This is a genomic window from Spongiibacter tropicus DSM 19543 (genome assembly GCF_000420325.1).
GTDB lineage: Bacteria > Pseudomonadota > Gammaproteobacteria > Pseudomonadales > Spongiibacteraceae > Spongiibacter > Spongiibacter tropicus.
In genome coordinates this window covers 2,218,637-2,235,783 of record NZ_ATUS01000001.1, presented here as the reverse complement: position 1 = coordinate 2,235,783, position 17,147 = coordinate 2,218,637, and the positions used below count along the sequence as shown (strand labels likewise).

Sequence of the window (17,147 nt, the reverse complement as noted above, 5' to 3'; positions counted from 1 at the left end):
ATCCACACAGATTAAAGCCCGCCGCTCGGATCCAGCTCAGCCCAGGTCATCAGCTGCACGTCCTGATGAATAAACCCATTGTCCTTGGCATAGCGCAGTGCGCGCGCAAGGTTCGTCACGCTGTTGCGCACCGGCGTTAAACTCAACGATACCGACAGCGCACTCGTCACCGCCAGCGCTCTCCCCTGGCTGTCCAGAACGGGGCCGCCGCTGTCACCGGAAATAGCAGGCGTATCGGTTAACACATCGTAAGCCCAACCCTCTGGAGCGATACCGATCACGCTGCCATTCATCGCTTCCAGCTCTCGCACGCCAAAGTGGAAAGGCGATTGGCCGTAAACAAAGACCGCTTCGCCCTCCGAAGCCAGCTGGCTAGCCAGTGCCGTTGGCCCACCGAAGGCGATCGTGGCGGGGTGAATATTGGCGAGGTCATCGGGACTGAGCTTAACCAGCGCAAAATCGTTATGCGTGCATGCCGCAGAGCCCGCTGATTCGCCAACTTCCTGCATAGCCTGCCAGCTACTGTAGGCCAGCTCGCCCGGCTGAGCCGCGTTCTGGATTTGAACAGGCGTACCTAGCGGCAAATTCGCCGCCTCGCAGGGGTCCACGCCCTGATTGGTATCCGGACTGAAACAGTGCGCCGCAACACCCAGATACACCGTCGTATCATTCAATTGATACAGGAAATTGCTGGTACAGCTTGAGCCATCGGCAACCACCTCTACCCCGGGTCGAATCTGGCTGCTTAAAGGTTCGCCAAAACCCTCAGCGACCGCTGGCGTTTCGCCGCCCGCTGATTCACCCGGCACCTCGCCATCCACTTGCCCAGAGCCTGCCGAATCGCCACTATTGCCAGACGTCGACGATGAACCACAGGCGCCAAGCAAGACCGTCGACAAAAAGACAAGCCAGACCGTGCTACGCATTACCCACCCCGCTATTTCTTATTCTTCACTCAATGTATCCCAGCATCTGCTCATTTACTACGCAGCACTGCCGGATACGGTGCACGAGCATTTTCTCCAGCGCAAAAAAAAGCCGCGCAATGCGCGGCTTTCTGAACGACCTCGTCGTCCCTTGTTACTTGCTGTGCTCAATCATGTAATCAACAGCGGCAATCACTTCGTCGTCAGAGCAGCTCATGCACAGCCCTTTAGCGGGCATCATACCAATGTTGCTGAAACCGTTAATCGCATTGGCGTAAACAGCGTCCAAACCTTTCTCGGTGCGCGCGGCCCAGTCTGCAGCATCACCCAGCTTCGGCGCACCGCCTGCACCAACCGCATGACAGCCTTGGCAACTTCCTTTATAAACTTCTTCACCGGACTTCGCTGCACCGCCTGCGGCGGCAACCACTGCACCACAACTGCTGTCACCTTCCAGGCACACTTGGCCTTCCGGCGCGATGCGCGCTTCCACTTCCGCGCGCTGCTTGTCGGTCAGCGCCCACGCAGACATAGCCGCCAGCAACGCTGCAACCACTACCAGCATTTTAACCATCTGATTCTTCACCGTTTTTCACCCTCTCGGAAATTGCGGCTGCACAGCCTGAAAATTCTGGCGCGCATTATAGCCGGATGCCCTCGATTACTCCACTCCAGGCCTGCCAATCCAGCGCAGGCCGTATATTCTGTACGCGACGCCAGCCTGAAAAGATCGCACATCGGCAGCCCTCAAGGCAATTGAGCCGGCTCGGGGCCTCTGCTATAGTGCGCGCTCTTTTCACCCGCCCGTAGCTCAGCTGGATAGAGCGTTGCCCTCCGGAGGCAAAGGTCAGAGGTTCGAATCCTCTCGGGCGGGCCATTACTAAGAAAGCGAGCGCCAACTGCTTTTTTACGAACTGCCTGACTGCTGAACCCCACCTAGATATACCGAACGCCGCTGACAGCGACTTTCAAACTGCTCGTAACGTATCAGGCGACCGAAACGACCTCTCTCAAGCAACTCATTTTGTTGCCTTCTCCAACAGCCAACTGAAGCCACGAAAAGCTACCCCCCTGAATACGGCCCCCCATCTCAGCCGAAGCCCCGGTACACTTTTCCTTTAAGACCCCATACTGCCTGTAGGCAATTTGCTGCCAGCCAGCGATGACAGACGACAAGGATTGGGAAGATGCCGTTTAAAACCCTTTGGATAACACTGACACTCCTTGTTTCGTCGGTATTGTGGAGCAATACATCACTGGCATTCACCGGCACCGCGGAAACAATCAATAATGGCTTTGTTGAGAGCCCTGAGTGCCCGATTCGCTACGAGCACTGGCTAGTCTCAGAATGGCGCCCCATTCCTTTTCTGAACTTACCCAAGCTCTACGGCAATGATGCGCGATCACATGCCATACTCACGTGGTTCTACGGCGGTGCAGCTGCCGTATATGAGCGCGAATATGCGAGAGAAACACTAAGCAAGTGCCTGGAAAGCGGCTCTTGTGGCTTAGAGAAAAATCGGAAGATCGCAAAAATTCTTAAAAAAGACCGCGGTGACTGGGCCGACCGGGATCTCCGCCGTTTCAACGACTATTTCTCGCAGTCTCCTCCGGATGAAGCCATCGCCGAGGGAACGGTTGGCCTGGGCCGATGTTTTGGCGATCATCCTGCACAGAAATCCATGGAGGAAGCAGGTTTCATGAGGTACGACTTCACTCCCGAAAGCTGCGAAATCGCTCAGAAAAACGCCTATACCCTGACATTCTCACAGTTTGCGATCTATTCCCGGTTCTTCAACCCGAAGACTGATTGCATTAAGGGCGCCTACGTCCCAACCCCCATTGTCGCGAAGTTGGATGAGTTATTGGCCAAGCAGCGGGAAGAAGAGCGCTGGGCCGCGAGAATTGCTGAATATCGGGCTAAGCGCCCGGTGGCTGAGCGCATCAAAGGCCTGAATGGCTGCCAAATTGCCTATGGCCTGATTCATCATGGCATTAACAAGCCTGAAGTGAGCCGAATTCCCGATGCAGGCCTCAGCTGGGCATTAGCCTATGAACAGGCACGCATCAAAGACGAAGCCTGTCCGCTGATTCCCAAGGCACTGAGCAACTGGGTGCAGGCGCAGTCACTGAAAACCTTTGAACCGGCTCAGGACCCGTTCATTTACTATCGAAATAATATGCCGCGCGGAAACAGCAATCTTGATCACTGGTCAAACTATGTTCGTACCGTTATGCACCACTATGAGCGCCCCGATAACCCGCACAATGCAGTGCCTGCCGAACATTGCTCTGCGTTTGCAACGTGGCTGAACGGGAAGAAGCATTCCCAAAAAACCGATGCCCGCTATGACTGGCAATTCCTCTTTGACGTGCTAGCCAACTCATCCGGCAGAACGGGGCTGTCAGTTTGCGCCCAGGCCCCTGCGAGTATGATCTATCAATTCTTCAGCGATCAGCGGGTTGCACAGCAACAACGAGCCGCCGCACAGCGCCGCTTTGAGGCTGAACAAAAACGCAAGCAGGCTGCCGACGCCGCCTTCCAAAACCTGCTGCGCTGGAAACCCAGCTATAACCCACCCGCGTCAGAACCACGCTGCTATCGCCGAGATGACATTACCGAGATCTGCTTCCAGAACTGATGACAAGACGCCGAATACTCAGAGCAAAACTATGACGGATGGCACAACACACCGATATACCTCGACATCAGCATCGGCAACACACCTCAACGCCAATATATCCGGTGTGATCGCCGCGATCGCAGCCCCGCTTTATTTGCACTTTGTCGCTAGCGTGGAGCCATGGATCTCACTCTCTGCTGCGCCATTTGGCTTTGCTCTGGCTTGGGGAATGTTTGGTTTACGTCAGTGGCTGGGGGGCGTGGGTGCCATCAGCACATCAACGGAGGGCTTGTCGCTGGAGCAGCGTAAGCAGGCGCTGTTTTTCCCTTGGTCAACGATTACGAGCGTAACGTTTTCCGCCGTGAATACCACGCCCTGGCTTAGCCTGCATACTGCGTCGCGGCCAGTGACAGTCTGTCTGGAGACCTTTTCTGATAGCGATGTGGAAGCCCTCACGCTCGACATTATCCATCATCTGAGAGATTCGGCTCCCATTGAGTATGACGCCAGCTGGACGTTATTGAATCGCACGGTTATACGCAAATGAACCAACTTCGACGCAGCTTGCCCGACGGCTCCGTTGAACATCGATGGTCACCCACAGAGGAGTCCACGGCGAGAAAACTGAGCTGGACATCCAACTCAACGGCATCGGCCAATTACGCAAATTACCGCGTACTGCGCACAGGAACCGGACTCTGCGTTCGCCCGGCATTGGGCAAGCGGCTCATTGGCCTGATACTTATTGCGCTGTCTGTCTTGTTTGCACCGCTGGCGATTGTCGTTTTCTCAATGTTGCTGGGGACGGAAGGAAGTCGCTGGCCAGGTGTGGCGCTTGGCCTGCTGTTCGTTGCCGTTTTCTTCATCACCGGGCTGCGCTCACTTTTCGCGCGAGATGCGTTCACGTTTGATTTGCACACGCGACGCTTCTATTTCGGTAACCGCCCTCCCAAGGACTTACGCCGCTCGGGCTCATCCTGCGGTGCACTGTCAGACATCGCGGGAATCCAAATTCTCTCCCGCTGGATATCCCGCTCGTCAACCGCTCGCAAAACCGTTGCCACGAGCCACGCGGGGTGGTGCTCATATCAGCTCAACCTCGTGCTGAAAGATGGCTCGCGCATACGATTGCTTGACCATGGAAATGAAAAACAGCTGAGGCACGATGCATCACTCATCGCCCGCACACTGCGTATCGAAATCTGGGAAAGAGCGCCTGATAGCGTATGACACTGCCGCCGCTAAGCCACCCATTACCGAGCGCCATGGTGATGAGAAATATCCTCTGGCGCCTGACCTTATTTATCGCGTCTATTTTCTGGCTGTCGATCAACAGCTGGGGAGCGAGCGATGTTATCTGGGCATTCTGGAGCACCAGCCTGATCGCGGGCTATCTGCATATTCTCACGGTCATTGCCGCCGGCCTTTACGCAGGGCGCACATCAAATGGTGACATCGAGGGACTGGGCGTGCCCGGCAGCCTATTCCTGCTGGCGTTCTTCAGCCTTCACTTTCTTGGCTTTCACCTTGTCCACGCAATATTTCTTGAGCTGTTTTTCCCGCTGCAGGCCGACCGCAGCGCCGGCCCCGGAAGCTTGCTGGTTGGCGTCGACAATCTGTGGATTTGCCTGCAGAACTATCCCGACTTCCTCGCCTTATTGCTGGCCGCCAAACTTCCGCTGTTTGTGGATATCGTCCGCGGCCGATACGCCTTATCCATTCCCGGCGCCACCAGCTCTGCGTATGCGTCCGTCGTGACGATTCATCTCACCATTTTCCTGCTGGCCGGCGCACAGCTACTCGACATAACAGGTCCGGCTACAGCGGTGTTTATGGTGTTCTATTTCATGCCAGCAATGAGTGTGATCCGCGCGACGATTGCAGAAATCAAAGCCGGACGTGCCGCCCGAAACTAGGTCATCTCAGGAAATACGGCGCGAAAGCCGCCGCCTGTATCAGGTCGTCACGCCAGTTTTACGAAAGCCGTTTTCCGGTCTGTTTATGCCCAAACGCTATTAAAAAGACCGGTTTTCTAAGGTCATTTTGGTGCGCCGCACAGCCCTGGTGCAGGGCGATTTTTCTTCGCGAATTAATCCCAAAATTGCGGGTACACCCCTGCTGCAATTACTGAAAAACTGATCTGCCCGCGGACGGAACCGCGTCCAACTGCGAAGGATATGTACCATGATAAAGCACACTCTGAACTACCATTTGACACTGTTAGTAGGCTTCATGCTGGTATTGGCGCTGTACATACCCGATATACGCTGAGCCACTTCATAACATTGAGCAGGCGCTGATCTGCCCGCGCCACGGTCTGCGTAAAACCCAAGTCAATTCAACGCACACCGGGCCGCAGCATGAAGCACACCCTGTTCGAACGCATCCGGGTCAATCGACCCGTGGTGGATTGTTTTAACTATCTTCGCGACTTCTCCACGATTCCCCAGTGGGACCCGGGCGTATTCAGCGCAGAAAAACTGACACCCGGTCCAGTGCGCGCTCGCGCAGCAGAACACTCAGGCACCGAATACCAGCTCGTCTTTCACATTCCCAAGCGCAAGTTGCAGATGCGCTACGAGCAGCTCGAGGCTGAACCGAACAAACGCCTGGTACTTAGTGGCTACTCACTGCCTCTCTGCGGGAACGGAGAATCCAGCAAGCCAGGGGCGCTATCCGCTTATGATGAAATATGCTTCGACGCTCTCAGCCCCGAACTGACCGAAATCAGCTATCGGGCAGAACTCACACTGCACGGCATTCCCGATACGCTGTTACCAGCCTTCAAGCCCGCCCTGAACCGTCTCGGCAAGAAAGTGGCGAAAGGCATTTCAGATGCGCTGTCTCCCAAAGCCCATCCGGACGCGACACCGTCGCTGTTTGCGACGCTCAAGGATCGTCTTATTGTCCCCGCGCTGCCGAACTTCGGGCGCAGGGGCTATCAACAGATGCCGGACAAATCCCTCAGTCAGCGCATGGACGGCAAGCGAGTGGTACTGACCGGCCCGACCGCCGGGCTGGGGCTGAGTGCCGCCTGTGAACTGGCCCGACTGGGTGCCACACTGATTTTGATTGGACGCAACCGGGAGCGCATGGCGCAGTGTCGTCAGCACATTCTGGACACCAGCGGCGCCGATGCCAACACCGTGTTCTGCTACGAAGCAGATCTGTCATCGCTCGCTGAATCCCGTCGTGCGGCCGACGCCATTCTCGCGGAGCATTCGCACATAGATGTGCTGATTAACAATGCTGGCGCACTGTTTTCAGAGCGAGAGGAAACACCCGAAGGCCATGAACGGGCACTGGCGGTCAATCTGCTCAGTCCAACATTGTTATGCCGAAAATTGGCAAGCGCCATGAATGAACATTCACGCGTGATCAATGTTGTCTCCGGCGGCATGTATCTCGTCGGCTTGCGCGAACACGATATGGAATACCGTCAGTCACCCTATGATGGCAGTCGTGCCTACGCCCATGCGAAACGCGCCCTGTTCACCTACGGCCAGGAGCTGAACGCTGGCGGCGTCACACCCGTGTATGCCATGCATCCCGGCTGGGCAGCGACCCCGGGCGTAGCAAAATCGCTGCCCTCCTTTAACCGGCGGCTAGCCGCCATGCTGCGTGACAGCCGAATGGGCGCAGATACCATCGTATGGCTGGCGTCCTGCGCCTCGCTCCCCCCCAGCAACGCACTGTGGTTTGACCGACGTGCACATACCGCCAACGTCCTCCCCGGCACCGCCGCCAGCGCTCGTCAAAGACAGCGTCTGCTAAATTACCTGGATAACACCCTGCAAGCCTATCTGTGAGGAAACCCGCAATGACGGCGACTGAAAAGAAGTGGATCGCAATTTCCGGCGCCAGCGGCTTTGTTGGACAGGCGCTATGCCACGCCCTGTTGCAGAAAGGCTATGGCGTCTACGCACTGGGGCGAGACAAGACGAAACTGGAAAAATGCTTCCCCGGTGAGGTGTACCCAGACCTGCAGCCCCACGATTACAGCGAACTGGCCAGCTTGCGCCCCCATGCTGTCGTGAACCTTGCCGGAGAGAACATCGCCCAGCGCCGATGGTCCCTCGCACAGAAGCAGCGCCTGCTGGACAGCCGTGTTCAAACGACACGGCAGCTGGTCTCAGCCGCGCGTCGGGACTGGCCGACACTAAGTTGCTTTATCAGCGCCTCAGCCATCGGCGTTTATGGTGACCGCGGCGAGTCGCTACTGGACGAAAACAGTGCGGCTGGCAATGGCTTCTCCGCCGAACTTTGCCGACACTGGGAAGCCTGCGTCGATAATTTGCCTTGTCGAACCGTCATCGCCCGCCTTGGTGTGGTACTGGACCGAGACAGAAAACAGGGAGCACTCGCCAAGATGCGGCCCGCTTTCGCACTGGGACTCGGTACCCGCTTTGGCAGTGGACAGCAGTGGCAAGCCTATATTCACCGGCGGGACGTGGTCGAAGCACTGTGTTTTTTTATCGATCGCGAGGAATGTCGCGGTGTATACAACCTTGTCAGCCCAGAGCCGGTCAGAAATCAGGAATTCAGCCAGCAGCTCGCCCGCGCCCTGCATCGACCGATTTTTTTACAAATGCCTCAAGCCGTTGCCGCCCTGCTATTCGGCGAAATGCAGGAGCTGTTCTTCAGCTCCCAGCGGGTGGTGCCAGCCGCACTGGCATCGTCAGGCTACCCATTTCAGTTCAGTAGCATGGAGGCCATCCTCCACGACTGCGTGGAACGTCCCTAGCAATCGGCGCGACAGGATGGACAATGTCTCACAGTGATGCGCTCTGATCACGACTAGAGAGAACTGTTTAGAAAGTTATGATGAAGGTGTCAGGGATGACACCGGTGCATACAAGGACGTATCGCACCACTTGAATACCGCTTGTGCCAGAAACGCCGCTGAACGGAACGCTGACACAAGCCGTCTTGACGTTCCAAACTCACGCTCAAGAATGTTCAGGCGAAAAAAAAGCCCCGACCAATGGTTGGGGCTTTTTTATGTCAGCGAAGAAACGGAAGCTTACTTCTCCTCCGCCTTATCGTCGCCCTCAATGCCGATCAGCTCAACATCGAATACCAGTGCTGCGTTAGGCCCAATCATCTGACCTGCACCACCGGCACCGTAAGCCAGCTCAGAGGGAATATACAGTTTCCACTTGGCACCGACCTTCATCAACTGCAGCGCCTCAGTCCAGCCGGGAATCACCCCGTTGACCGGGAAGCTGACCGTTTCGCCGCGCTGATACGAGCTGTCGAAGACACTGCCATCCAGCAATGTACCTTCGTAGTGCACTTCTACAACGTCTTCAGCCGTGGGGCTGGCGCCGTCACCTTCTTCCACAACGGTGTACTGCAAGCCGCTTTCAGTAGTCACCACGCCTTCTTTACCGGCATTCTCTGCGAAGAACGCGTCAGCGGCTTCTTTGTTGGTATCGGCAACGGCTTGAGCTTCTTCCTGGCGTTCAGCCATCTGCTTTTGCTGATAGGCCTGCAAGGTCGACATAATCTCTTCGTCGCTCATTTTCAGCTCACCGCCACTCAGCGCATCACGCACACCGGCGCTGAAAGCGTCAACGTCCAGTGGCAGGTCTTCACCGAAGCGCGAACCGATATTGGCGCCGATGCCATAGCTGACTTTGGCGATCTCCGAATCGAGCGAAGGCTCTGCAGATTTTCCGCCACAGGCAACCAGCAAGCCACTCATTACCACTGCACTAATAACTGTTTTCTTCATGCAACTACCTTAATTTTGGGGAATGTTTTGCTGCCGCCCTCATCCTGGCAACAGTCAATCAGACCATAGTCTGCCACAAGCGTTCACCCATACACAGTGACGCGGATGTGAAATCACCTGCATCACGCCAATAGCTTCCCGGCGACAAGTTTGTATAATGGAAATTGACGGATTTTTAATCATCCTGCGAGCCTGGGCTATGGTGTTCAATAAGAAAAAAGCAAAAGAGCAAGCCATCGACGAGCTGCAACGACTGCAGTCGGAACTGGAATCCCTTCGTACAAAACAGCTCAATGCGCTGGAAAGCCAACTTCAAGCCGTTGAAAAGGCAGTAGAAATTCAAAAATCGAGGGTGGACAAAGCCCGCCAGACCGTCACCGAAGCCAAACAGCGATTACAGGAAAAACAGGGCGCCAAACCCAGCCTGATAAAGCGGGCAGAGGAGAGCCTGGAAAAAGCCGGGGCCGCGCTGGAGACCGCACAGGCCGATCTCGCACAACGGCAGAGTGAAGCCTTGAACCTGAAGCTTCAGCTCAGAAAGGAAAAAGCTGTCGCCAAAGCCATGAGCGACGCAGATAAAGCCTTTAAAAAGCCCCCAGCAGAAACACCCGCAAAAGCCCCTACCCCTCGCAAATCGCCTTCCGGCACCAGCCGTAAACCCCAGCCAGCCGCCAAACCCGCCGCCGAGCCAGCCCCCTCCAAACAAAGCCCGGCGACGAGCAAAACACCGGCAGGCAATAAAACCGATGGCCAGAAAGCGAAAACTGCCACCCAGGCCAGCGCCAAGAAAGCAGCTGTAAAGGCGAAGGCGGACGAACAGAAAACTGCCGTCGCTCCGGCAACGGCTAAACCTGCTACGGCGCCGGCCAAAAAGGCCAGTAAGCCGCGGGAAGAAGCCAGGCGCTCAAAGCGTCCCAAGCCGATGAGTGATATCCCCAGCCATCCCGACAAGGTCGAAGATCGCCTGGCAAGCCTGTTCGACGATTTCTGAACAGCGCTTACTCTGCGAGCAGCGCCGACAACTGTTTCAGTGTCGGCAGTGCTCCCTCCGATGCCGTCATCCGCAGATTCTCCAGCAACAATACGCCGTTGTGACCATCGACGGGCCAGCGCTGCATAAGTGTCTCCAGCGCCAATACTTGGCGTCGCTCCGCCGCCAGCTCCGCCGCCTTCAGCGCCTCATAAAGTACCTGCTGCTCCGCAGAATGATCATTTTCCGGGCGCTGCGCCCGGCGCATCCTACGCAGGGGTTCAATCAACTGCTCGCGCCTTGGCTGGCAACAGCTCTTCAGCTCGGTAAGGCGCTCAGGTGTCAGCCGCTGGCCCTGCGTCGCCAGCCAGGCCGCTGACAGCAGCAACAAGACATCCAGGCCGTGCTCGTCCTGAACGTGCAGACAAGCCTCGGCCACCCCCGGTCGAGCATAGCTGCGACAGACAAAGTCCCATAAAACCGATGGCTGAGCTGCGAAATCTACCGACGCCATGAATTCTCCACGCTATAATCGCGCCCCATGATTGAAATGACAGATCTCAGCTTACAACGCGGCGGCAAAGCGCTGCTAGAGTCGGCCTCGCTGCGGGTAAACCCCGGCGAGAACCTGGCCCTGGTCGGCGCCAATGGCAGCGGCAAATCCAGCCTGTTTAAACTGCTCTCCGGCGAACTCGCCTACGACAGCGGGGAACTGCGGCTGCCTGCCAACTGGCAGATCGCCCAGATGCGCCAGGAAGTAGACGCCAGCGAACGCCCGGCGATTGAATACGTGATCGACGGCCACCACGAATACCGCCGCATTGAGGCGGAAATCGCCGGCTGCGAAGACGACCACCACCTGGCCGAGCTGCTGTCGGAACTGGAGGTCATTCACGCCTACCAGATTCGCAGCGATGCCGAGCGATTGCTGCAAGGACTGGGATTCGGACTGGGCGAGATCGAACGCCCGGTCAATGCCTTTTCCGGCGGCTGGCGTATTCGCCTGAATCTCGCGCAGGCGCTGATGTGTCCCTCAGACCTGTTACTGCTCGACGAACCCACAAACCACCTCGACCTCGATGCCAGCCTGTGGCTGGAGCAATGGCTGCGCCGCTATGAAGGCACACTGATGCTGATCTCCCACGACCGGGATTTCATCGATGCCTGCTGTGATGTGGTGGTGCATCTTGAAAATCACCAGTTGCACCGTTACCGGGGCAATTACAGCGCCTTTGAGCGCCAGCGCGCCGAACGGCTGGCCCAGCAGCAGCAAGCCTTTGAGAAACAGCAGGCCGAGCGCGCTCATATGGAAGACTTTGTGCGTCGTTTCCGCGCCAAAGCCAGTAAAGCCAAACAGGCTCAGAGTCGACTGAAAGCCCTTGAGCGGATGGAAGAAATCGCCCCCGCGCACGTCGATTCGCCTTTTAAGTTTCGCTTCTACGAACCCGGTCAGGTCTCCGACCCCCTGCTCAATCTCTCGCAGGCGGATCTCGGTTACAGCCAGCCCCTGCTCAGCGGCGTGAACCTGAGTATTCACCCCGGCAATCGTATCGGCCTGCTCGGTGCCAACGGCGCGGGCAAATCCACGCTGATGAAATCCCTCGCGGGCACCCAGCCACTGCTCTCCGGCCAGCGGCAGGGGGGAGAACACCTGCGGATGGGTTACTTCCATCAGCATCAGCTCGAATCTCTCGATCTGGACGCCAGCCCGATCCTGCAATTGCAGCGCCTGCGCCCCGAGGCCCGGGAGCAGGATATTCGCAATTTCCTGGGCGGCTTCAACTTCCGAGGCGAACGCGCCGAGGGGCATTGCCGACACTTTTCAGGGGGTGAGAAAGCTCGGCTGGCGCTGGCAATTATCGTCTGGCAGCGACCCAATATGTTGCTGCTCGACGAACCCACCAACCATCTCGACCTGGAAATGTGCCACGCCCTGACGACCGCCCTGCAGGAATTTGAGGGCGCGGTGATCGTGGTGTCTCACGACCGTCACCTGCTTCGCAACACCGTAGACGAACTGCTATTAGTGGATCATGGACGCGTCGACGCCTTTGACGGCAGTCTGGACGATTATCGCCTGTGGCTGCTGGCGCGCAACAAAGATGCCGGAGCGCGCCCGCAGGGCAGTGTCGCCGCCGAGGCCCCGGTCGACAAAAAGAAAGCCCGTCAGGACGCCGCAGCGAAGCGCGCCCAGCTTGCCCCGCTGCGCAAAGAGATTCAGAAACTCGACAAGCGCATGCAGCAGTTGCAGGACCAGCTCGCCAAGCTGGAAGAGACCCTCGCCGACAGCGAACTGTACAGCGATGCGAACAAGGACAAACTGAAAACCCTGCTCGCCGAACAGGCTTCACTGCGCAGTGAAAACGACGACGTTGAGGAACGCTGGCTGGGACTACAGGAAGAAATGGAAGTACTCGAGGCTGAGATGGACGGCGCCTGAGCGCCGTCCCGCAACGCTTATTTGCCTTTTAGCATTGCCAGAAAGGCCGCCATAGCGTCGTTGGTATCGGCATCCAATTGCTGACTGATTGGCGACGAAGCCATCATCGCTTTCCACTCTGCCATACCCGCAACTTCAGCCGCGATATCACGCTGAAAGACCGCGCCGCCCACCAGATCAGCCACGACCATCGCGTATCGCAAGACAATATCCGCCAAGGTCAGGGAGTCGCCGAGAACATAGGGCTTGAACTGGGCCAACGCCGTGACCGCGGCAATCCCTTTATCCATCAGCTCTTTGACTTCTGCCACGGTTTTTTCGTCAGCCGGAGCGCCAGCCAGCACCACTGGCAGTAAGCGCCGCGCGGGCAGTTCCAGATACAACTCAGCCACTTTCATGAGCTCGAGACATTTGGCGCGCTGCCAGGGGTCGGCTGGATACAGGGGCTGCTGCGGGTACCGGGCTTCCAGGTAGTCGAGAATCACACTGGTTTCTGCCAAGCAGCCGTTTTCCGTCTCGATACAGGGCACCTTACCCATGGGGCTCTTGCTCAGATAGTCCGCTCCCGCATTCGGATAGACAGTGACTTCGTCGAAGTCCACGCCCTTGTGCAGCAAGCTGTGCTTGACCATATTGAAGTAATTGCTGACCGCAAAACCGTACAGTTTAAGCATGATATTCCCCAAATTTTTATCGTAAACAGAACGCAAAAGACCGCGACGAGTATGGCGCAAGCCGCGGCTGCGGGAAAGCTGACAGGATGGTAAGTTGCTCCGCCGTCGCAGTTTGGCTAAGGTTTTGCCTCTTTCAACTCCCGGTGACCCCCATGGCCGTTTCTCTGCCCATTGATGTTTCTCTAGTAAAAGGCTTTCTCGCCGACGACGAGGCAGACGCCCTGTACCGATATGGCTGCGAGCAAGCGGCCAACGGCGCACTGCTGGAGGTGGGCAGCTACTGCGGCAAATCCACGTTGTATCTGGCTCAGGCCTGTCGCGACACCGCGCCAGCTACCGCTGTGGTATACGCCGTGGATCACCATATCGGTTCAGAAGAGCATCAGCTTGGCGAGATGTTTCACGACCCGGAGCTGTACAACGCCGAAGAGGCGCGCTTCGACACGCTTGCGGAATTTCGCCGCAATATACGCCGCGCCGGTTTTGAGGAATGGGTTGTCCCGCTGGTCGCCCCGTCGGAAGTCTGCGCCAAGCACTGGCAAACGCCTCTGGCCATGGTGTTTATCGATGGCGGTCACAGCTTGGAGGCCGCCCTCAGTGATTATCGCTGCTGGGCCATGCACATTCAGCGCGGCGGCATTCTCGCCATTCACGACCTGTTTACGGCCCCCGAAGAAGGCGGGCAGGCGCCTATCGCCATTTACCGGCTGGCGCTGGCCTCCGGGTTATTTGAACCGCTTGAGCGGGTGAACAGCCTGGGCGTGTTACGCCGGATTTAAGCGGGTGGGTCGATGTGCGGGCCGAGGCTGGCATTCACCCTGAACCAGCCAGCAATGCTGTGGCGAAGTCGCTTGGCCGCACTCACCTCATGAGGCACTTTCTCACTGAGAAACACCACCAGCGTTCCCATCAGCGGAATCACACTGTCCATCAGCTCATCGCGGTCGCCATAGATCAATAGCTGGCCCCCATCGGCCGCCGTCCATCCCGGATTCAGGTAGAACACCGTCGACAGAACGCGATTGCTGCGGCCCCGAAAGGCATCCACATGCTTGCGGTAAAAGCTGCCCGGCGCATAGCGGGCAAAGTGGCACTCGTAGTCAAACAAGCCCAGAAACAGGCGGCGATTCATTCCCTCGCGCAGCGCATTCATCCACTCCAGATACGCCGCTTCCGCGGCGTCTTCGGCGGTAAACCAGCGAATTTCATCGCTGCGCACGAAGCGGTTTTGTTGATAGTCAGACTGACGCCCCACCCCGGCGGGCTTAAAGGCCCCATCGCCCAGCTCAATCACGCGCAGCAGTAATTGCTCGGCAAGTTCTGCGGGGAGTGCAACAGGCAGTACCGCGTAACCGCGTAACTCCAGCTCATCGGCAATCTGATCAAACAGCAGCTCGCGATCAGGCGCGGTAATGATTGATTCGGCGGTCACGGCAGCTCTCCACAGTTTGGCGCAGTGTAGCTGCCTTATGCAGTGTGGGCACGTGGTTTTAGCGCAACTGTCGCAGCAGTTGCAAAAGGTCAGGCAGGAACTGCAGATAACTGCCGTACTGCCAGAGGTGCTCCCGCAATGGCGGACGCAATTGCTGGTGAACTTCGTCCAGCAAGCGATGCAGGCGCTGGCGACGCCACAGCCGGTTAAAGCCACACTCAATAAACGGCGCCAGCACCGGCGTCAGCGCCATCACGCCGACCACCCCCGCGGCTGCGCCGCCCAGCGTCACCCAGCCCGGCACACCAAACCAGCTCGCCCACCAGGCCGCCAACCACCCCTGCTGAGACAGGTATAGCGAGCTGGCAGCCGACATCCCGATCAGCGAGGCACTGCCAAACAGCACTTTGTCGCTCAGTCCTCGCCCCGCCAATCCCAGCACCAAAAACAGCAGCAGATCGCGGCTGCTGTCCTGACTGAGCCCCCATCGCGCCACCGCCTCCCGCAGTCGCTGCGCGGCCTGCTCGGGATCACCTGCCAGCTCGGCCCGCAAGGCATCCACCGTCTCGGGGCGGTAATCCGGGTGGCTTTCGAGACGCTGGAACAACCGGGCCTGCAGACCATCGAGGTCCAGTACCTCCACAGCGATTAACTGCGCTATCGCCTGCTCCTTCCCCGTGAGTGGGCGCTCACTTTTTCCGCGACGGTTAACAAGCCGCCATACACTGCGCGGTAGCGCCGCCAGATCTGCAGGTACATCGCGCCGATACTGCCAGTGTCGCTGGAGCACCGTCGGCAGCGAGCGAAAATGCTGGCGGTACACCGACTCCACACGCTGATGGGCCTCGGCAAAGTGCGCGTCAATGTCGTCCCGCAGCGCCTCGCCCCAGGCGGCGAGCGCGGGGGAGATGTCTGCCGCCGTCCCGCCAGTCATCCACAGCCCATGCATTTCATAAAAATGCCTTGTAAGCTACTGAGCATACAAACAAAATACTCCCGTTAATGCAGCGAGCGGCCCGCGCCATGTCAGAGCAAACCGATTACGTTAAGTGGTTTAGAAATTCTGCGCCCTACATCAATGCCCATCGCGGCAAAACCTTTGTCATGCTGCTCAGTGGCGAAGCGGTAGCGGACAGCAATTTTGCCAATATTGTCCACGATATTGCCCTGCTGAACAGCCTTGGTGTGCGTTTGGTACTGGTTCACGGTGCCCGACCGCAAATCGAAGAGCGCGTCGCCAGCGCCGGCCTGCAAAGCCAGTTTCACAATGACCTGCGCATTACCGACGAACAGGAATTGCGCTGTGTGACCGACGCGGCAGGCTCACTGCGCGCGCACATCGAAGCCTTGCTGTCGATGGGTGTGGCCAACTCACCCATGCACGGGGCCGCCATTCGCGTCAGTTCCGGCAACTACGTCACTGCCAGACCGATGGGCGTGCTCGACGGCATCGACTTCAAACACACTGGTGTGGTCCGCAAGGTCGACGCCACCGCACTGCGCCAGCAACTGGATCAACAGCATATTGTGCTGCTGTCACCGCTGGGTTACTCCCCCACCGGCGAAATATTTAATCTCAGCGCCGAAGACGTGGCGGTACATACCGCCGTTGCCATCAAGGCCGACAAGCTGATTCTGCTGACAGACGAAGCCGGACTATTAGACCCGTCGGGAGAGCTTATTCGCCAGTGCGAGTACCGCGATGTGGATGCCGAACTGGCCCGGCAGCCGGAACTGAGCCTCGACAGCATTGTGCAGGCCACCGTCGATGCCGGGGATCTCGGCATCGATCGCTGCCATATTGTCTCCTACCGCGACGATGGTGCCCTGCTGCGCGAGCTTTTTACCCGCGACGGAGCGGGAACGCTGGTTACCCAGGAGCACTACGAGCAACTCCATACCGCCACCATCGACGACATCGGCGGCATTCTCGGCATTATCGAGCCATTGGAAACCAAGGGCGTGCTGCTCAAGCGCTCCCGAGAGCTGCTGGAAAACGAAATCGGTCACTTCAAAATCATTGTCCGCGACGGCATGGTCATCGCCTGCGCGGCGCTCTACCCCTACGGCGACGATAAAATCGGCGAAATTGCCTGCGTAGCGACGCACCCGGACTACCGGGGTGCGGACCGCGCCGAGCGACTGTTGCGTCAGCTTGAACGGGATGCACGCAGTCACGGACTGGAACGGGTGTTTGTACTGACGACCCAGACCGCGCACTGGTTTCAGGAGCAAGGCTATGTGCAGGCACCGTTTACCGAGCTGCCTGCCGCCAAACAGAAGCTCTACAATTTTCAGCGCAACTCCAAAGCCTTTATCAAAACGCTGGCGTAGTTATTTCAGG

17 protein-coding genes and 1 tRNA gene are annotated in these 17,147 nt (G+C 57.7%); 11 read left to right on the top strand and 7 right to left on the bottom strand.

The genetic code is table 11. From position 1 onward, the window contains the following. Positions 1–11: 11 nt before the first annotated feature. Positions 12–926: a S1 family peptidase gene (locus G411_RS20090; RefSeq protein WP_084495413.1), complete on the bottom strand. Its 915-nt coding sequence runs from the start codon at positions 924–926 to the stop codon at positions 12–14. A gap of 154 nt (positions 927–1,080) precedes the next feature. Next, the gene (locus G411_RS0110460) at positions 1,081–1,512 is read right to left on the bottom strand and encodes a c-type cytochrome (RefSeq protein ID WP_335986309.1); all 432 of its coding nucleotides are present in this window, start codon (positions 1,510–1,512) and stop codon (positions 1,081–1,083) included. A 214-nt stretch (positions 1,513–1,726) separates the two neighbouring features. Between G411_RS0110460 and G411_RS0110455 the strand changes: the two genes are divergently transcribed. The 7 genes from G411_RS0110455 (at position 1,727) to G411_RS0110425 (ending at position 8,294) form a co-directional block, all read left to right on the top strand. Further along, a tRNA-Arg gene (locus tag G411_RS0110455) sits at positions 1,727–1,803 on the top strand. Positions 1,804–2,113: 310 nt separating this feature from the next. Continuing rightward, on the top strand, positions 2,114–3,568 hold the full coding sequence (locus G411_RS0110450; RefSeq protein ID WP_022959152.1) for a hypothetical protein: 1,455 nt from the start codon (positions 2,114–2,116) through the stop codon (positions 3,566–3,568). A 31-nt stretch (positions 3,569–3,599) separates the two neighbouring features. After that, on the top strand, positions 3,600–4,097 hold the full coding sequence (locus tag G411_RS0110445; protein ID WP_028968339.1) for a hypothetical protein: 498 nt from the start codon (positions 3,600–3,602) through the stop codon (positions 4,095–4,097). Next, complete coding sequence (locus G411_RS0110440; RefSeq protein ID WP_157581220.1) at positions 4,094–4,780, top strand: hypothetical protein; 687 nt, start codon at positions 4,094–4,096, stop codon at positions 4,778–4,780. Before G411_RS0110445 ends, G411_RS0110440 begins: the two co-directional genes overlap by 4 nt. Beyond that, positions 4,777–5,466: a DUF6498-containing protein gene (locus G411_RS0110435; protein ID WP_157581217.1), complete on the top strand. Its 690-nt coding sequence runs from the start codon at positions 4,777–4,779 to the stop codon at positions 5,464–5,466. The genes G411_RS0110440 and G411_RS0110435 overlap by 4 nt, the downstream gene beginning before the upstream one ends. A 444-nt stretch (positions 5,467–5,910) precedes the next feature. Then, positions 5,911–7,359 (top strand): SDR family NAD(P)-dependent oxidoreductase, encoded by a 1,449-nt coding sequence (locus tag G411_RS0110430; RefSeq protein WP_022959148.1) that lies wholly within the window; start codon positions 5,911–5,913, stop codon positions 7,357–7,359. An 11-nt stretch (positions 7,360–7,370) separates the two neighbouring features. Further along, positions 7,371–8,294, top strand: coding sequence for a TIGR01777 family oxidoreductase (locus G411_RS0110425; protein ID WP_022959147.1), 924 nt, complete (start codon positions 7,371–7,373; stop codon positions 8,292–8,294). A 279-nt stretch (positions 8,295–8,573) separates the two neighbouring features. On the opposite strand, the gene bamJ is transcribed toward G411_RS0110425, so the two are convergent. Beyond that, complete coding sequence (bamJ, locus tag G411_RS0110420) at positions 8,574–9,287, bottom strand: BamJ family beta-barrel-assembly machinery protein (RefSeq protein ID WP_028968338.1); 714 nt, start codon at positions 9,285–9,287, stop codon at positions 8,574–8,576. Between the two features lie 157 nt (positions 9,288–9,444). Here bamJ and G411_RS0110415 point away from each other — a divergent pair, with 157 nt between their 5' ends. After that, a complete protein-coding gene (locus G411_RS0110415; RefSeq protein ID WP_022959145.1) occupies positions 9,445–10,278 on the top strand; it encodes a hypothetical protein in 834 nt (277 codons plus the stop codon). A gap of 7 nt (positions 10,279–10,285) precedes the next feature. On the opposite strand, the gene G411_RS20085 is transcribed toward G411_RS0110415, so the two are convergent. Beyond that, entirely contained in the window at positions 10,286–10,771 is a 486-nt protein-coding gene (locus tag G411_RS20085; protein ID WP_022959144.1) for a TIGR02444 family protein, read from the bottom strand. Between the two features lie 27 nt (positions 10,772–10,798). Between G411_RS20085 and G411_RS0110405 the strand changes: the two genes are divergently transcribed. After that, entirely contained in the window at positions 10,799–12,697 is a 1,899-nt protein-coding gene (locus tag G411_RS0110405; protein ID WP_022959143.1) for an ATP-binding cassette domain-containing protein, read from the top strand. Positions 12,698–12,714: 17 nt separating this feature from the next. Here the strand turns inward: G411_RS0110405 and G411_RS0110400 are convergent, their stop codons facing one another. Then, entirely contained in the window at positions 12,715–13,371 is a 657-nt protein-coding gene (locus tag G411_RS0110400) for a glutathione S-transferase family protein (RefSeq protein WP_022959142.1), read from the bottom strand. Between the two features lie 152 nt (positions 13,372–13,523). On the opposite strand from G411_RS0110400, the gene G411_RS0110395 reads away from it, so the two are divergent. Further along, the gene (locus tag G411_RS0110395) at positions 13,524–14,150 is read left to right on the top strand and encodes a class I SAM-dependent methyltransferase (protein ID WP_022959141.1); all 627 of its coding nucleotides are present in this window, start codon (positions 13,524–13,526) and stop codon (positions 14,148–14,150) included. Here the strand turns inward: G411_RS0110395 and G411_RS0110390 are convergent. Together G411_RS0110390 and G411_RS0110385 are read right to left on the bottom strand one after the other, a co-directional pair. Further along, entirely contained in the window at positions 14,147–14,803 is a 657-nt protein-coding gene (locus tag G411_RS0110390; protein WP_022959140.1) for a 2OG-Fe(II) oxygenase, read from the bottom strand. The two genes, G411_RS0110395 and G411_RS0110390, sit on opposite strands and share 4 nt — an antisense overlap. Before the next feature lie 58 nt (positions 14,804–14,861). Beyond that, positions 14,862–15,737, bottom strand: a complete 876-nt coding sequence (locus G411_RS0110385; RefSeq protein WP_157581214.1) for a hypothetical protein — start codon at positions 15,735–15,737, stop codon at positions 14,862–14,864. An 89-nt stretch (positions 15,738–15,826) separates the two neighbouring features. On the opposite strand from G411_RS0110385, the gene argA reads away from it, so the two are divergent. Continuing rightward, positions 15,827–17,137, top strand: coding sequence for an amino-acid N-acetyltransferase (argA, locus tag G411_RS0110380; protein WP_028968336.1), 1,311 nt, complete (start codon positions 15,827–15,829; stop codon positions 17,135–17,137). The last annotated feature ends 10 nt before the right edge of the window (positions 17,138–17,147 follow it).

Coding starts and splice junctions, on each gene's coding strand:
- G411_RS20090 (WP_084495413.1), bottom strand. CDS start 926: ATGCGTAGCACGGTCTGGCTTGTCTTTTTGTCGACGGTCTTGCTTGGC.
- G411_RS0110450 (WP_022959152.1), top strand. CDS start 2,114: ATGCCGTTTAAAACCCTTTGGATAACACTGACACTCCTTGTTTCGTCG.
- G411_RS0110445 (WP_028968339.1), top strand. CDS start 3,600: ATGACGGATGGCACAACACACCGATATACCTCGACATCAGCATCGGCA.
- G411_RS0110440 (WP_157581220.1), top strand. CDS start 4,094: ATGAACCAACTTCGACGCAGCTTGCCCGACGGCTCCGTTGAACATCGA.
- G411_RS0110435 (WP_157581217.1), top strand. CDS start 4,777: ATGACACTGCCGCCGCTAAGCCACCCATTACCGAGCGCCATGGTGATG.
- G411_RS0110430 (WP_022959148.1), top strand. CDS start 5,911: ATGAAGCACACCCTGTTCGAACGCATCCGGGTCAATCGACCCGTGGTG.
- G411_RS0110425 (WP_022959147.1), top strand. CDS start 7,371: ATGACGGCGACTGAAAAGAAGTGGATCGCAATTTCCGGCGCCAGCGGC.
- bamJ (WP_028968338.1), bottom strand. CDS start 9,287: ATGAAGAAAACAGTTATTAGTGCAGTGGTAATGAGTGGCTTGCTGGTT.
- G411_RS0110415 (WP_022959145.1), top strand. CDS start 9,445: ATGGAAATTGACGGATTTTTAATCATCCTGCGAGCCTGGGCTATGGTG.
- G411_RS20085 (WP_022959144.1), bottom strand. CDS start 10,771: ATGGCGTCGGTAGATTTCGCAGCTCAGCCATCGGTTTTATGGGACTTT.
- G411_RS0110405 (WP_022959143.1), top strand. CDS start 10,799: ATGATTGAAATGACAGATCTCAGCTTACAACGCGGCGGCAAAGCGCTG.
- G411_RS0110400 (WP_022959142.1), bottom strand. CDS start 13,371: ATGCTTAAACTGTACGGTTTTGCGGTCAGCAATTACTTCAATATGGTC.
- G411_RS0110395 (WP_022959141.1), top strand. CDS start 13,524: ATGGCCGTTTCTCTGCCCATTGATGTTTCTCTAGTAAAAGGCTTTCTC.
- G411_RS0110385 (WP_157581214.1), bottom strand. CDS start 15,737: ATGACTGGCGGGACGGCGGCAGACATCTCCCCCGCGCTCGCCGCCTGG.
- argA (WP_028968336.1), top strand. CDS start 15,827: ATGTCAGAGCAAACCGATTACGTTAAGTGGTTTAGAAATTCTGCGCCC.